Origin of the sequence: Mesorhizobium tamadayense (genome assembly GCF_003863365.1) — a bacterium.
Taxonomy (GTDB): domain Bacteria; phylum Pseudomonadota; class Alphaproteobacteria; order Rhizobiales; family Rhizobiaceae; genus Mesorhizobium; species Mesorhizobium tamadayense.
In genome coordinates this window covers 15,040-29,842 of record NZ_RQXT01000045.1, presented here as the reverse complement: position 1 = coordinate 29,842, position 14,803 = coordinate 15,040, and the positions used below count along the sequence as shown (strand labels likewise).

General features: G+C 59.2%; 14 protein-coding genes and 3 pseudogenes. 7 read left to right on the top strand and 10 right to left on the bottom strand.

Annotated elements, in window-relative coordinates; translation table 11 throughout:
• Window positions 1-77 precede the first annotated feature (77 nt).
• On the top strand, window positions 78-1,679 hold the full coding sequence (locus EH240_RS27910; protein WP_125004638.1) for a carbamoyltransferase C-terminal domain-containing protein: 1,602 nt from the start codon (window positions 78-80) through the stop codon (window positions 1,677-1,679).
• Window positions 1,680-2,160: 481 nt separating this feature from the next.
• Here the strand turns inward: EH240_RS27910 and EH240_RS27905 are convergent, their stop codons facing one another.
• Window positions 2,161-3,780 (bottom strand): GMC family oxidoreductase, encoded by a 1,620-nt coding sequence (locus tag EH240_RS27905; protein ID WP_125004636.1) that lies wholly within the window; start codon window positions 3,778-3,780, stop codon window positions 2,161-2,163.
• Between the two features lie 332 nt (window positions 3,781-4,112).
• Between EH240_RS27905 and EH240_RS27900 the strand changes: the two genes are divergently transcribed.
• Complete coding sequence (locus tag EH240_RS27900) at window positions 4,113-4,901, top strand: IclR family transcriptional regulator (protein WP_125004634.1); 789 nt, start codon at window positions 4,113-4,115, stop codon at window positions 4,899-4,901.
• A 185-nt stretch (window positions 4,902-5,086) separates the two neighbouring features.
• Here the strand turns inward: EH240_RS27900 and EH240_RS38180 are convergent, their stop codons facing one another.
• Window positions 5,087-5,329, bottom strand: coding sequence for a hypothetical protein (locus EH240_RS38180; RefSeq protein ID WP_167484188.1), 243 nt, complete (start codon window positions 5,327-5,329; stop codon window positions 5,087-5,089).
• Here EH240_RS38180 and EH240_RS40185 point away from each other — a divergent pair.
• Complete coding sequence (locus EH240_RS40185; RefSeq protein WP_425374840.1) at window positions 5,261-5,401, top strand: hypothetical protein; 141 nt, start codon at window positions 5,261-5,263, stop codon at window positions 5,399-5,401. The two genes, EH240_RS38180 and EH240_RS40185, sit on opposite strands and share 69 nt — an antisense overlap.
• Here the strand turns inward: EH240_RS40185 and EH240_RS27890 are convergent.
• The gene (locus EH240_RS27890; protein WP_125004632.1) at window positions 5,392-6,615 is read right to left on the bottom strand and encodes a tyrosine-type recombinase/integrase; all 1,224 of its coding nucleotides are present in this window, start codon (window positions 6,613-6,615) and stop codon (window positions 5,392-5,394) included. The two genes, EH240_RS40185 and EH240_RS27890, sit on opposite strands and share 10 nt — an antisense overlap.
• Window positions 6,616-6,806: 191 nt before the next feature.
• Here EH240_RS27890 and istA point away from each other — a divergent pair, with 191 nt between their 5' ends.
• Both istA and istB read left to right on the top strand, forming a co-directional pair.
• Entirely contained in the window at window positions 6,807-8,321 is a 1,515-nt protein-coding gene (gene istA, locus EH240_RS27885) for an IS21 family transposase (protein ID WP_125004630.1), read from the top strand.
• Window positions 8,318-9,211, top strand: coding sequence for an IS21-like element helper ATPase IstB (istB, locus tag EH240_RS27880; protein ID WP_125004628.1), 894 nt, complete (start codon window positions 8,318-8,320; stop codon window positions 9,209-9,211). The genes istA and istB overlap by 4 nt, the downstream gene beginning before the upstream one ends.
• A gap of 242 nt (window positions 9,212-9,453) precedes the next feature.
• Here istB and tnpC read toward each other — a convergent pair whose 3' ends face one another.
• The 3 genes from tnpC to tnpA are packed head-to-tail and all read right to left on the bottom strand — an operon-like array spanning window position 9,454 to window position 11,125.
• Window positions 9,454-10,341, bottom strand: a complete 888-nt coding sequence (tnpC, locus tag EH240_RS27875; RefSeq protein ID WP_425374839.1) for an IS66 family transposase — start codon at window positions 10,339-10,341, stop codon at window positions 9,454-9,456.
• Between the two features lie 44 nt (window positions 10,342-10,385).
• On the bottom strand, window positions 10,386-10,733 hold the full coding sequence (gene tnpB / locus EH240_RS27870; RefSeq protein ID WP_125004626.1) for an IS66 family insertion sequence element accessory protein TnpB: 348 nt from the start codon (window positions 10,731-10,733) through the stop codon (window positions 10,386-10,388).
• A complete protein-coding gene (gene tnpA, locus EH240_RS27865; RefSeq protein ID WP_167484187.1) occupies window positions 10,730-11,125 on the bottom strand; it encodes an IS66-like element accessory protein TnpA in 396 nt (131 codons plus the stop codon). Before tnpA ends, tnpB begins: the two co-directional genes overlap by 4 nt.
• Window positions 11,126-11,226: 101 nt before the next feature.
• Between tnpA and EH240_RS38565 the strand changes: the two are divergent.
• Window positions 11,227-11,378 (top strand): annotated as a pseudogene (locus tag EH240_RS38565) (transposase); the annotation flags it as partial.
• 222 nt (window positions 11,379-11,600) lie between these two features.
• On the opposite strand, the pseudogene EH240_RS38560 reads toward EH240_RS38565, so the two are convergent.
• Window positions 11,601-11,752 (bottom strand): annotated as a pseudogene (locus tag EH240_RS38560) (DUF6429 family protein); the annotation flags it as partial.
• 52 nt (window positions 11,753-11,804) lie between these two features.
• Between EH240_RS38560 and EH240_RS40180 the strand changes: the two are divergent.
• Window positions 11,805-12,014: pseudogene (locus EH240_RS40180) on the top strand (hypothetical protein); the annotation flags it as partial.
• On the opposite strand, the gene EH240_RS27850 reads toward EH240_RS40180, so the two are convergent.
• From EH240_RS27850 to EH240_RS27840, 3 genes are read right to left on the bottom strand one after another with little or no spacing between them, the layout of a single operon-like run.
• A complete protein-coding gene (locus EH240_RS27850) occupies window positions 11,929-12,348 on the bottom strand; it encodes a PaaI family thioesterase (RefSeq protein WP_167484186.1) in 420 nt (139 codons plus the stop codon). The pseudogene EH240_RS40180 and the gene EH240_RS27850 sit on opposite strands and share 86 nt — an antisense overlap.
• Window positions 12,345-13,268: a 3,5-dioxohexanoate:acetyl-CoA acetone transferase gene (kce, locus tag EH240_RS27845; protein WP_125004620.1), complete on the bottom strand. Its 924-nt coding sequence runs from the start codon at window positions 13,266-13,268 to the stop codon at window positions 12,345-12,347. Before kce ends, EH240_RS27850 begins: the two co-directional genes overlap by 4 nt.
• Window positions 13,265-14,605, bottom strand: coding sequence for an aminotransferase class III-fold pyridoxal phosphate-dependent enzyme (locus tag EH240_RS27840; protein ID WP_206075334.1), 1,341 nt, complete (start codon window positions 14,603-14,605; stop codon window positions 13,265-13,267). Before EH240_RS27840 ends, kce begins: the two co-directional genes overlap by 4 nt.
• Window positions 14,606-14,803: the final 198 nt, after the last annotated feature.

Sequence of the window (14,803 nt, the reverse complement as noted above, 5' to 3'; positions counted from 1 at the left end):
ATCTTCTCTCGCGTAGCTGGAACCTCATCTTTCCCGCGTCCAACGGTTGTATCTTTATGGGCAGGAGCTTGAAACACATGAGGGTAATTTCCTTCAAACCGGGTCATGATGGCACGATTGCAGCACTAGATGCGTCAGCAGTCGAGCTCACCTATTCCTACGAGGCCGAGAAGGATAGCTTTCTCAGGTATTCGACCATCACCCCGACGTCAGTCCTCGACGCGGCTGGGCGCCTGGACGCCATTCCGGATGTGGTTGCTATCAGTGGGTGGTTGAAGAAAGGTATCGCGCCGGACAGCTCCGTAGCCGCCGGCTACTACGGCATAGCCGAGCGGTCGGAGGTTGTCGGCGAGAAGACGATCTTCGGTAGAAAGGTGCATTTCTATTCCTCGACACACGAGCGCTCCCATCTTTGGTGCTCCTACGGCATGTCACCGTTCCCCGCCGGAATGCCCTGTTATGCGCTGATCTGGGAAGGGGGCCTCGGTGATTTCTATGAAATCGATGAGCGCCTGGAGTTTGTGCATTTGGGGAAAGTGATGGCGAGTCCTGGGAACAAGTACGCTTTCCTCTATGCGCTGGCCGATCCGAAATTCACGTTGCCCGAAGGAGAGTTGCGCTACGAAGACTCCGGCAAGTTAATGGCGCTTTGCGCCTATGGGCAGACCGGATCGCCCGACCGGGACGAGCGGGCGCTGATCGACTTCTTGCTTCCATACGACACTTTCTTGCATTCGCTGAGCAAGGAGAATTTGCGTAAGTCGCCCTATTACAACGTCGGCGTAACCCACCAGAAGTTCACCAATGTCGCCAGGCGATTTTCAGACGCCATCTTCGATTCGTTCCACACTTTCGCGAAGAAGAACCTGACAAAGGGCTACCCGCTGCTGATTTCCGGCGGGTGCGGTTTGAATTGCGAGTGGAACCGCAGGTGGCTCGAAACGAACCTTTTTTCCGATGTTTTTATTCCGCCGTGCACAAACGATACAGGCTCGGCGATCGGGACTGCAGTCGACGCAATGCGGCATTTCACCGGTAATACGAAGATCACATGGAATGTCTATTCAGGCCAGCCATTCATACTCGATGAAATTGATCGCACCGGGCTTGAGGTCCATCCACTCGACTACGGTCAGGTAGCCTCGGCGTTGCTCCGTGACAAGGTGATCGGCTGGGTACAGGGAAATTGCGAAATCGGACCGCGGGCGCTCGGCAACCGCTCAATTCTAGCGGCGCCTTTTTCAAAGGCAACCCGTAAGCGCTTAAACCGCATCAAGAACCGGGAGGGTTTCCGCCCGATCGCGCCGGTTTGCCTTGAAGAGGACGTGGCGCTTCACTTCGACCTGGCACGCCCATCGCCTTACATGCTTCTTTTCCAGAAGGTCCTCGATAGCCGATTGGAGGCCGTTACGCATGTTGATGGCACAGCGCGGGCCCAAACCGTTTCCCGGGAGCAGAACCCGCACCTGTTTCAACTGCTTACCTCGTTCAAGGCGAAAAGCGGCGTCGGCGTTCTTTGCAACACATCGCTGAACTTCAACGGTGCCGGCTTCATCAATCGCGCAAGCGACTTGCTAGCTTACGCCCGGGCAACAGGCCTAGACGGATTCGTGATCAACGATGCTTTCTATCTCCTCAAAACCACACCGCCCGGTGCGCCGATACGACAGAAAGTTTAAGTACACAGAACTTCCGTTGTGGGCCGATCGACGAAGTCGTACGAGCCAGATTTCTGAAGAGTAATAGCCTTCGGCATTTCGAGGGGTCCATTCAGATTCGTATCAATTGCCCACTCGGTCTTGCTCGAGTAGCTCAGCCATTCGGCTTTCGCCATGACAGATCCCGGCGCGTGCGGCTTCGAATGATACGCGTGTCTTCGACAGCGCGGTGCTCGCAGGAGGAAGCTCACCGCTAGGGCCTCGAACCGCCTTTTTGGCTGCGCCCTCTCAGACAACGTGGCCATATCCTCTATTTCCGATGGAATAGATAGGCCCCCGTTCTGCAGTGCGTCCTGGAGTAGTCAGATCAGGCTTAAGGAATTGACCAGAGCATCGAATTTGAGCAGTCGCGCAGGAATATCTGTCGGGCGAGACGCTTCACGCGTTAGGACGTCTGACATGCTCTCGCAGACAACTGCCGCAAAGCACGTCCCCGCCTCGATTAGGAACGGGTGACGCGTCCTCGAATGAGGTCGGCAGCTCTCTCGGCAACCGCTATTGCTGTGGCGTTCATCCCGCCCGAAACTGGGCTGGGAAGGACTGAATTGTCGACTACCCTCAGTCCTGATACGCCGCGCACGCGAAGCAACGGATCCGTAACACTCGTATCGTCTGAGCCCATTTGGCACGTGCCGGTGTAGTGCGCAGCCGTCGACCCCACGCGTCGCGCAAAGTCGTATAATTCGTCATCGGTAGCCAGGCCAGGTCCCGGCCTCGTTTCACCTAAACTCCACCGTTTGAGGGCATCCATTTCGAATACCTGCCGGGCAGTCCGAAGCCCAACAAGAAGTCGCGGCCAGTCCGTTGGCGCGCTCAGATAGTTCGGGCGTATGACCGGCATCTCCAGCGGGTTCGAGGAACGAACCGACACACTTCCCTTGCTATCCGGACACGTTAGGAACACGCCGATGGTCATGCCGCCTTCTTTTTCAAGAGCGCCCGGAACCGATGGTGAGAAGCTAACTGGGGCGAACATCAGCTGCAAATCACAAAATTTTGCTAAAGGGGAACTCCTACAAAAGAGCGATGCCATACTCGCTCCCAGAGTTAGTAGTCCTCTATTTTGAGTGAGGTATTTCAAACCCTCCAGGGCGATCGTTGCGAACGTGTTCATTTCGTTGATCGTAAGTGTACCCCGCGTACGGTGAGAAATCCTGACGATATACTGGTCACGAAAATTCTGGCCGACCGCAGGCAACGCATGAACAACCGGAACCCCTATTTGGTTCAGGCGAGCTGGATCCCCGATTCCACTTAGCTGCAGCAATTGCGGAGACCGCAGAGCTCCGCACGAAATAATCAGCTCGCGCCGTATTTTCACCCGTCGAGTATTCCCGTTTTGGAAAAACTCTAGGCCGTCCACCTTCCTTCCATCGAATATAATCCGAGTGCAAAGTGCATTCGTCTCGATTCGCAGATTTTGGCCCTTTTTCAAAGCCGGACGCAGGTACGCTGAGGCAGTATTCGACCTGAAGCGACCTTTGCGGTTCTGTTGGAAAAGGCTAGCGCCCTCCCTGTCTGGCGCATTCATGTCTGCAACCTCGGCATATCCAGCCTGGGTCGCCGCACTCACAAAATCCTGTGCAAGAGGATGGACGGTGCGAAACGGAGCAACCGAGACAGGGCCGAACGTGCCGCGGTGCTGGGAAGCTTGGCCTTCAAACGTCTCGGCTTTTCGGAAGTAGGGTAGTAAATCCCGGTAATTCCACCCCGGACAGCCTAACTGTTCGGCCCACCAGTCGTATTCCGCTGCTTGTCCTCTCGCGAATAGGATTCCATTGATCGAACTGCTGCCACCCAAACCTCTGCCGGCAGGAGCAACAATGCTGCGATCGAAGCCCTCAGAATCCGGCTCCGTCTTGTACATCCAGTTAAGCCGACGATTTTTTAATAAGTAAAAGTATCCTGCGGGAATGTGTATGAACGGATTCCAATCTTTTGGACCAGCCTCTAACAATAAAACGGAGCTGTCATCTTCAGAGAGACGCGCAGCGACAACGCTTCCCGCAGATCCCGCCCCTGCGACGCAAAAGTCAATTTCGAAATCCCAATGCTTGACCATCCCCGGACCTTACTTAACCCGCAACAAAGCAGGCCTTGAAGAGGCCTGCATTTTGGCTACAGCCGATCGGCGTTCTGTATTCAGAACGAAGTCGAGGCTGAAAGGCTCGACCGTCCATCAAGTTAGAACGATATTCCATTTAGGACAACGTGTCAAATTGATTGGCGTCGTGTGAGGACACGCGCCAGCCGCCTTTGCCTCGGGGCCGGCAAGCAAAGACAGGCGCTTCTTCTCAGGAATTGACACGGCCGAGATCGCCCTAGAATAATCTTGACCCGTAAAGGGCCCTGAGATTAGAATGCTGTTCTTGTTGGAACGTCTTGGAGGCCGGTGTGCGGGTTGTCAATTCTCTCGTAGAGCGATGTTTCGCAGTCATTGAGCTGCTTGCAAAAGAGGCTTCGTCGATGCGACTCGGCGAAGTCGCCGAAAAGCTCGACCTCCAGAAAAGCGCTGCCCACCGAATGCTCAATTTATTGTGCGAAATTGGCTGGGTAGAGCAGGAGCCCGTTACGGGTTTTTACAAGCTAACGCTCAGGCTTGCCATTCTGGGACAGCGGTTCCTTAGCGCAACCCACCTTACTGACGTCTGCCAGCCTGTGTTGGAGGAACTGTCGACTGAGAGCGCGGAGCTCGTTCGGATGGCGGTCGTACAGGGTGAGACGTTGACATGGATTGCCCAAGTGCAAGGCGCGCGAAATGGATTAAAGTATCAGCCTGAAATGGTAGCAAGCGTCCGCTTGAGTACTACCGCCAACGGCAGAGCTTACTTGGCAACGCTCAGTCAGCCAGAAGCAATCCGTATTGCCATCAATGACGGCGCGGATGGCATAGCCAAGCAATCGATGGCCTCTTTGGAAGAGTTCATCAAGGAACTCGAACTGACTAAAAAGCGAGGCTGGGCAATTTCGGACGAGGCGGCTGAACCTGGGGTCGTTGCGATTGCCGCTCCTATCACTCTGTCGGGTGGTCAGACGGTCGGCACGGTCAGCGTCGCTGGACCTAGCTCGCGCCTAACTGCGGACCGGCACGAGAAAGTAGCATCGTCAGTGTTGGCAACGGCCGCCAAGCTGGGCGAGCTTTGGCCTCTCAGGCGATACAATAGCTTGGAGCAGTCCGCCTAGCCCGAAAATTCACGGTGGTTGGCGGTTGTGATGCAAGCCGTTGAAATGACCTAGGATTTGGTTGCTTAAGCCGATCCAGCCATTTCCCGGAGACCACACCCGCCATGAATGATCTTACGCTGCCGCCGAGCGGCTTGTCATAAGTCGGCGGCAAGTCCGTCGTCGCCCCCCTTGACGGCGGCATGCTATCCTCGAACAGCGGTGTTCTGGCTCTGTTGCGCCCTCGCTGATCCAAGCGCCAGCAGCTTCTGTCGTTCCTGCTGCGCCATGGCCGGGTCTTTACCGGTCGCAAGAACTGGACCCGGCCCCATGCCCGCTGGCTGGCGGCGCAAAGGTTCGACCATCTGGCCCAGCAGATCGTGTTCCAGGACCAGGTCGACGTGATCACCGATGCGCAGGACCGGCTGGAGCGGCTGGATGGTATCCATACGGCCAAGGCCGTATTGGCTATGGTCTCGGGAGATTTCCTGCGGCGGGTTTGGGCGGAGCGTCACCGGTAGCCCTGCGCTCGTGAAGGATTTGCCGAAGGTTGTCGATGCCATCTTGGGTGAAGACGATGATAGTTTCGCTTAATTCGGTTGCGGGATAGCCGTCGTAGGCGCTCAGGCAACCGTCTTCTGAGAACATCTCGATCGAGCAATCGCGCAAAACGTCTGCCTCGCCGAGCATCTCGGCGACATATCTGAGGGTGCAGAAGTCGGCTCGCCATGCTGTGGCGGAGAATGTGGACACCGGTCCGCGTCCATCCACATCTTCGGTAGCCGGCCAGCACTGCGCGTTTGACGCTCTTCGTCGTGATCGGCTCGTCGTAGGGGGCAACATGGCGAACAAATATGGCCCGGTTCGACGTCGCGGGCCGCTCCTCGTGCAGATAGGCTGCGATCGCCGCTCCCGTCTCGAACGGTAGCGGCAGAGCATCCGCGCGTCGGCTCTTGGTGCCGACAAGCTTGATCGTGCCATCGGCCCAGTTGATGTCGTCAAGCTGCAGCTTGACGACTTCGCTGGATCGAGGACCGAGATCGATCAGACACCGCACCATCGCATAAGCCCGCAGGCGCGACGGGAACGCCTGATCAAAGGAACTCAGCAGTTCGTCGATCTCGGCGCCGGTCAGCACCTCAGGCAAAGATGCCAACCGCCAGTGGGCGACCCGGGGAATCGCGGCCTTCAGTTCGCTCACCCGGTCGCCGGACATGCTGCGGAAGCGGAGATAGCAGCCAATGATGACGCCGATCGCGGCGACGGTGGTGGGTCTTCGCCCCTGTTTGCCAAGGACGAAGCGGCGGATGGATGCGGCGTTGACTGTCGCCAGGGAAATCGGCTGCTCGCCGAAATGCTCGACGAGAAATCCTCCAATCACTCGGCAACGCTTCCGACGGGTGTTGTCCGCCAATCCCCAGACGTCGCGCATGTGGGTATCGAAGCGCGTCAGCTCCTGTTCGATGGCGGAATTGCGGGCAGGATACTGCAGCACCACGCCGCCGGCTTCGAGCACCTCCAAAAGATGGCCCGGTGCAGCCTGCAGCTCATGGCGCAAACGACGGACCGGGTCGGAGCAGGCGCACGCCGGCAGGTGCTCCGAGAGAAAGCGCATAACGGCGCCCTGGCCGATCGCTTCCAGGTCATACCCCTCCTGAGTCAGCCAATAGGCGAAATGCGCGATGCAGCACAAATAGGCGCGCTGCGTGTTCGGCGCATATCGCCTGCGCTGCAAGTGCTCACTGCGCGGCGACAATCAAGGTGAGATTCAGCGTCAATCGGGATGAGACTCGGCGGCGGGGGTGTGACGAAGGGAGGGCGTAGCCCGACCGGAGTTACATCCCCGCCGCGGCGCAATTTTTCGGCGTCTCATGATCGCGGTCGGGCCGGTAGCGTTGGTGTTTTCTGGAATGGAGAATCACCTTTGTGCCGGGTCGCCACGTAACCGATCATCAGACGAGGCTTTTTATGAAGTACCGACAAACGCATTCTGTTGAGATCGCCGCCGCAAAGGCGTCGATCAGCCGGGCGACGGCTTATCGCATCGAGAAGGAAGCCAGCCTTCCATCGCAAAACAGGCCGCCGCGCGGCCGGCGTCGCCCCGATCCGCTTGAGCATATCTTCGACGCGGAGGTCGTTCCTCTTCTGAAGGCCGCTCCCGGCATCCGTGCCGTCGCCGTTTACGACGAGATGCTGCGGCGCCATCCGGAACTGTCCGAAGGCATTCGCCGTACGCTTGAGCGACGGATCCGGTCATGGCGGGCTGTTCACGGTGAGGCACAGGAGGTGATCTTCCGCCAGAGGCACGAGCCCGGCCGACTGGGGCTGTCAGACTTTACCGACATGAGCGGCCTCGGCGTAACGATCGCCGGTCAGCCGCTCGACCACCTCCTTTACCACTTTCGGCTCGCCTGGTCGGGCTTTGAGCACGCCCATGTCATCCTCGGCGGCGAAAGCTTCGTCGCCCTGGCCGAAGGGCTTCAAAACGCGTTGTGGTCTGTTGGCGGCACGCCGCTCTATCACCGCAGCGACAGCCTGTCGGCCGCCTTCCGCAACCTCGATGCCGACGCAAAGGCCGATCTCACGCGCCGCTATGAGGAACTGTGCGCCCACTACCGCATGACGCCAACCCGCAACAACAAAGGCATCGCCCACGAGAACGGCTCGATCGAAAGCTCCCACGGCTATCTCAAGAACGCCGTTCGCGACGCCCTGCTGATGCGCGGAACAAGGGACTTCGACGATCTCGGCTCCTACCGCATCTTCATCGATGAGATTGTCAGCCGCCGCAATGCGGCACACGGCAAGCGCATCGACGCCGAGCGTTCGCATTTGCAGGGGCTTCCCGATCGTCGCACCACCGACTTCGAAGAGGTGGTCGTCACGGTATCGCGCACCGGCGGCTTCACCTTGCGCAAGGTCTTCTACACCGTGCCCTCCCGCCTGATCGGACATCGGCTTCGTGTGCGCCTCTTCGACGATCGCCTCGAGGTCTTCATCGGCGGCACGCATCTGATGACCTTGCCCCGCGGGCGTGGCCATGCCGACGGCCGGCATGACCAGGTCGTCAATTACCACCACGTCATCCATTCCTTGCGCAAGAAGCCGATGGCGCTTCGCGGGCTCGTCTATCGCGACAAGCTCTTCCCGCGTCAGGAATACCGCAGGGCTTTTGAGGCTCTCATCGAGCATCTTCCCGACAAGCAAGCCTGCAAGATCACCGTCGAGTTGCTGACACTGGCCCATGATCGCGGCTGCGAGCGTGAACTGGCCGAGGAGCTTGCCAGAACGCTCGACGCCGGCGACCTGCCCGACATTGCCGCCCTGCGAACCCTCTTCGCTCCGGACCCGGCCCGGTTGCCGACCGTTCATGTGCAACTGGCGTCGCTCAATGGCTATGAAGCCCTGATCGGCACGACGTATGCGGGAGAAGCCGCATGAAGGGCGCCCACACTATCGACGAAGCTCGTCTCGGCATCATGCTCAACGAACTGAGGCTGCCGACGATCAAGACGCTCTGGCCGCAATTTGCCGAACAGGCGGATCGGGAGGGGTGGCCGGCCGCGCGCTTCCTCTCGGCCATCGCCGAGCATGAACTGGCCGAACGTGCCCATCGCAGGATCGAAAGGCATCTCGCCGAGGCGCACCTGCCGCCCGGAAAGACGCTCGACAGCTTCGCCTTCGATGCCGTGCCCATGGTCTCCAAGGCCCAGGTCATGGCGATCACCGCCGGCGACAGTTGGCTCGCAAAAGGCGCCAACGTCCTCATGTTCGGGCCGCCCGGCGGCGGCAAGAGTCATCTCGCCGCAGCCATCGGCCTTGCGCTGATCGAGAACGGCTGGCGCGTGATGTTCACCCGCACCACCGATCTCGTCCAGAAGCTTCAGGTTGCGCGGCGTGAACTCCAGCTCGAATCCGCCATCGACAAGCTCGACAAGTTCGATCTGCTCATCCTCGACGATCTGGCCTACGTCACCAAGGACCAGGCCGAAACCAGCGTGCTCTTCGAGCTCATCTCCGCCCGTTACGAGCGGCGTTCCATCATGATCACCGCCAATCAGCCCTTTGGGGAATGGAACAGGGTCTTCCCGGACCCCGCTATGACGCTCGCCGCGGTCGACCGCCTCGTCCACCACGCAACGATCTTCGAGATGAATGTCGAAAGCTATCGGCGCAGATCCGCAATGGAAGCCAAACGCCAGCGCGGCAGACCAGCCTCATACGCGACAATCAAAAACACCCAGGAACTTGTCGCGGAGCGGCAATCAGAAACCAGCGAAGTTCTTGCCAGCGACGATCAGCGTGATAACTTCCAATCGACCGCGACATAAGAGTCTCATCTAGATTGTCGCCGCCGTCTCATCCTGATCGCCGCGCCATAGCTCACCGTACTGCGAAACGTAGGGCCGAAGAATACTGCCCTCCAGCCAAGCGCGGGGCTGTGGCTGAAGGATGATCGCTTTTTGCATGTTGTCTCCTTCCGAGTTGATTGGACTCGGAAGGATTATGCGCAGCGCCTAGTTTGAATGCCGGCCACCATCTCAATGATCTGCCGAAGAAAACTGGATAAATGTCACGGTGAGCTGCGCATAATCATCGGGTGCGCATAATCCCTGACATAGGTCCAGATACGACCGGTATCGGTCTTGCCTTTCGCCAGGATCGGTACGGTGGTGTCATCGCCATGCAGCCGCTCGGCGGCAAGCACATGCGTCTCGATCAGTCCATGCACCGGCTTCAGCGCCGCGGCACAGGCTCCGACCTGGTCCGCAAGCGTCGACAGGCTGAGGTCGATGCCTTCGCGGGCGTAGCGCTCGCTCTGCCTGTTCAGCGGCTGGTGCTGGGCGAACTTCTCGAACAGGATCATCGCCAAAAGGTTCGGCCCAGAAAAGCCGCGCGGCGTCACATGGAAGGGCGCCGGCGGCTGTGCGATCTTCTCGCATTGGCGGCAAGAGAACTTCTCGCGCACGGTCTGGATCACCTTCCACTGGCGCGGGATCACCTCCAGCGTCTCGGTAACATCCTCGCCAAGCTTGGCCAGCTTGCCCGAACCGCAACACGGGCAGTTCGCCGGCGCGGCGATGACCACGCGCTCACGCGGCAGATGGTCGGGGAAAGGCTTGCGCGACGGGCGCTTGCGCTCGAACGCCCTGACCGTCGAGGGGCGTGCCGTCAGTTCCGCCGCCAATTCGTCATGGCTGGCGTCGGCTTCCAACTCCTCAAGCTGCAGCTCCATCTGTTCGAGAAGCCGCGCCTTGCGTTCGGACCGGCTGCCATGGATCTCGCGCTTCAGCTTCTCGATCTCCAGCCTGAGCCGAGCGATCAGCGCATCCGAGTGCGAGTTCACGGCTTGCGCGCGGGCGGCGAGCGCTTGCGCCTCACGGCGGGCGGCACGCTCGGCGAGGATCATCGCGTGCGCACTGGCAAGGTCACCGGGAAGCTGATCGGCCGCATCGGTCATGGCGCGATGGAATCATATTCGCTCCTCCATGCCAATGATTTTGCTCATCCCGCCGAGCTCGGACGCCAGGCTTTTTGCGGCATCCGCCAGTCGATGCCTTCGAGCAGATAGCCGAGCTGAGCGGGCGTGATCACCACCGTGCCGTCGGCCGCCGAGGGCCAAATAAAACGCCCGCGCTCGAGCTTCTTCGTAAACAGGCAGGCACCCTGGCCGTCATGCCAGATCACCTTGATCAAGCCACCCTGCCGCCCGCGGAAGCAGAACAGGTGACCGGTGTGCGGATCGCGCTTCAAGGTCTCCTGCACCATCAATGCAAGGCCGGGGAAGCCCTTGCGCATGTCCGTGTAGCCTGTGGCGAGCCACACCTTTACGCCGCTCGGAACCGGGATCATCGCCGCTCCAGAACATCCAGGATCCGGCCGAGCGCCTCGCTATCGATATCACTCTCGACCCGCAGGCGGCGGGCGCCGCCAAGCTCGATCGTCACCATGCTGCTCTTCTTGCGCGGTCGGGAGATCGGCGGTGGCTGCGCAGGCGGTTGCGGCGCTGGCAGCGCCTCGACTACTTCCACGGGAACGAGTTGCGGCATGGACGGCGCGGAGAACTGGCAGAGCTCCTTGCGCCACCGGAAAAGCTGGCTTCCATGAATGCCGGCCGATCGTGCGATCTCGGAAACACTGGCCCCAGCCTCAAACGTCGCCGTGACCAACCGCTCCTTCTCCTCCCGAGACCAGCGCCGGCGCCGCTCAACCGACGTGATCACTTCGATCTGATGCTTCGTCACAGGGGCTACCCCTAGTGCTTGCACTAGGACTCGCAGCCTTCAGCCTACCTCAGCAAGGCGGCCGTCACCGGAGGGGTACGCTGGATGCGCAACTGGCCGAGCTGGTGCCGAGCTGGTCGATGGCGCCGGTGGTGGCGGCCTATCAGGCGCTGCGTGCTGTGCCTTCATCGTTGCCGTCACCTTCGTCAGCGAAGTCGGCGATGTCCGCCGGTTCGACACTCCGCGCCAGTTGATGGCCTTTCTCGGCCTGCTGCTGCCGATCCTGATCTACTGCGTCGACAAAAACGCAAAAACGGGAGGCCCATCCTCGGCAAGCCCAGGCCGGGGCCCGAGACGGCGTACTTCATCGAGCACGTGGTGTACAAAGACATCGCCCTGGTTTTCCCCGCCCTGCGCGAACTCCACTACGTCACCCGTTATGACCCGGAGTGATCGGCGCCGGCGCGCCGACCAACAAGCGACCTAACCATCAAGACGATTTCGGGAAAGGTGCCTTGGCGCATCGCTTACGGTGCAAGCCATCCAGAGCATCCCAATCCAACCCTTCCAGGCGCGCCTTTCTTCATGCAGCGTTAGCCAAAGCAAGCCCAGAACGACATCGTCGATCTTGTCGGTGTCGATCTCCATGCAAGCAGCTTAACACGCGAAAACGGCGTCTGCCGCGGCCCACGCCGGATGGTTACTCCAAGGCTTCCGATCACCAGGAGCACTGCAACGCTTCGTGTCGATCTTCTCGGCTCTGCGCAATCTCTTCGTCCCGCCCCCACGCGTTTTATGTGCACAACGTGACAGCGCCCCGCGCACTAGGTTGAAACGACAGCAAGGGTTACCAAGGCTACCGCAATCAACTTGCCGTCTTTACGGGACATTTTCGCCTCGGAGACCATGATCCTGGAGCCTGAATGCAAGGCTGTAGCGACTACGTCAACGTCTCCATCGGTGACCGCGAGCGGCCGAAGAAAATTCACTTTCAAGTCGATGGTGGTGCAAATGTTCCCTTCGGAACAAAGAAGATCACAGCTCCAGGCGGCGGCTGTATCCAATGCGGTTGCGATGATGCCTCCGGCAAGGCTTCCCCGCGGATTGGCATGTGTCTGCGCCGGCGTCAGCGACATCGACACCCTGCCAGGGCCGAAATCGTTGACCCGAAGACCTATCAGCTCGTAGAGCGGAACTTTGGCCTCGCGACGGCGGATCGCATCCAATCTGTCGCCAATAGTCACGATCCGGCCCTTATTCCCAGACGCTGCCGGGCCTCAGCAGCAGATGCTATCGGCTGGTGCAATTCAGCCAAGATACTAGCGATCTTTCGGACCTGTTGGGCGTTTGTCTGCGCAAGTTCGCCGGGACCAAGCCAAAGGTTGTCCTCAAGCCCGACGCGAATGTTGCCTCCCATAACTGCCGCCATGGTGCAAAGAGGCATCTGAGCCCGACCGCCGGGCAGGGCTGACCATTCGATATCGTTGCCGAAGAGTCGGGTCGCCGTATCCTTCATCAGCATCAAGCTGTCGGCATCGGCGCCGATCCCGCCTAGAATACCCATCACAAACTGGACGAAAGGCTTAGAGGTAACGATACCGCGGTCGACCAAGTGCGCAAGGCTATATAGATGGCCCACGTCATAAGCCTCGAACTCAAATCTCGTGCCGAAGCGAGCATCGAGGTCCTTGATGATCCGCTCCATGTCGTTGAAAGTGTTCTTGAAGAAGCCGTCCTTGGTGGAGGTCAGAAACGGCTTTTCCCAGTCGTGCTTCCATTCCCGCGGCTTCTCCGCCATGGAGTGAAGAGCAAAGTTCATCGTTCCGAGGTTAAGTGAGCACAATTCGGGCCCGATCAAAGTCGGCGCCTCTAGCCGTTCCTCGACTGACATTTTAGCGCTTCCGCCCGTCGTGATACTGAGCACCGCGTCAGTTTGGGCTTCTATCTTCTTCACAACCCGCAAAAACAGCTCGGGATCCGCTGAAGGTTTGCCCGTATTCGGGTCGCGCACGTGAAGGTGGAGGACTGCCGCGCCGGCCTGGGCCGCACCGACTGCCTGCTTGACGGTCTCCTCCTCCGACACTGGGAGATAGGGTGACATAGATGGCGTGTGAATCGATCCAGTGATCGCGCACGTGATGATGGTTGAGCGAGTTTGCTTCATCTCAAGGGCTCCACGTCTGAAAGTGCTTGGCGAACAGATATACCAAGCTTGTCAGCGATCTCTTCAAGTTCACTGTCCGGCGAATTGTAGCGAGGTGCGAGGATGATGGTATCGCCAGAGAAACCGTCTACGTTTCCGCCCGAGGGGTAGCAGATCAATCCATTCTCGAGGGCGCGCTCGCGAACCTTCAAGAACAGCTTCTTCTCGGCAGGAAAGGGCACCTTGGTTGCTCGGTCCGCCACAAGCTCCACACCGAGGAAATAGCCTCTGCCACGGATATCTCCGACTGCTTCCACGCCGTCCAAGGAGTCCCGCACAAGTTGAAAAAACCGCGGACTGTTCGACCTGATGCGCTCCAAGAGACGGTCGCGCTTGATGATCCTCTGCACCGCAACGCCGGCCGCACAGGCAGCCGTATGGCCAGTAAACGTATGACCTGTCATCGGTCCACCATATATTGCTGTTATGGCATCTCTCACCCGGTGGCCATAAACCGCAGCGCCGAGCGGTATGTATCCACCGCCCAGGCTCTTGGATATCGGCATGATGTCAGGGGCAACCTGATCATGTTCAAGCGCGCGAAAGGTGCCGCACCTCCCGCTTCCACACATCACCTCGTCGGCAATCATCAAAACGCCGTAGTGATCACATATTTCCCGGATGCGTGCGGAATAACCCGGAGGCGCTGGAACGACGCCACCCGCAGCGCCGACGACCGGCTCGAAGATGAAGGCAGCAACCTGTTCGGGTCCCAGCCGTTCGATCTCGGTAGCTAGCTCCAGAGCGCAGATTTCCGCCACCGCGTCAGGGGAAACACCGGACGGCGGGCGATAGGCATTGACGGGCGATAGAAACGATATGGGTGGTAACGCATGTTCGTAAGGGGCCCTACGTTCTGCAAAGCCAGAGACTGCGAGCGCGCCAAGCGAGTTGCCGTGCCAGGACCGATGGCGGGAGATAAATTTGTAACGGGACCTCTCGCCGCGCGCTGCATGATATTGCAATGCCAATTTCAAACAGGATTCGACCGCTTCCGACCCTCCAGACACGAAAACCATCGAATCAAGATCCGCGCCGCAGGCTTCACTGATCAGCGCCGTAAGCTCTTCCATGGGGTCGCTGGTAAAAGTATAGCGGTAGCCATGCATAACACGCTTCATCTGATCGTGGATGGCGTCCACGACCTCGATGTTGCTATAGCCGAGGCTGTACACCGCCGGTCCGCCGGAGCCGTCGATATAGGTCTTGCCGGATGTATCTGTAACGTACCCCCCTGTGCCCCAGGCCACCCTCGGCAGCCCCGCTGCCGCGATCGTCGTCGATGTCTTCGTATCCAAGGCAGATGTCACCGGTCAGTCCCTTCTCAACGGCATTGTCAGGGGCTATGACTCGAACCGCCCACAAGCACGAATTGCTCAATGTCCGGATCAACCACCTCGAAACCCCAGACTCAACCAATGTTTACTGGAGCGTTCCAATCAAGCGCGAGAGAATATGACACCGGTGCACCATCATTGTTCTGACCATATACTCCC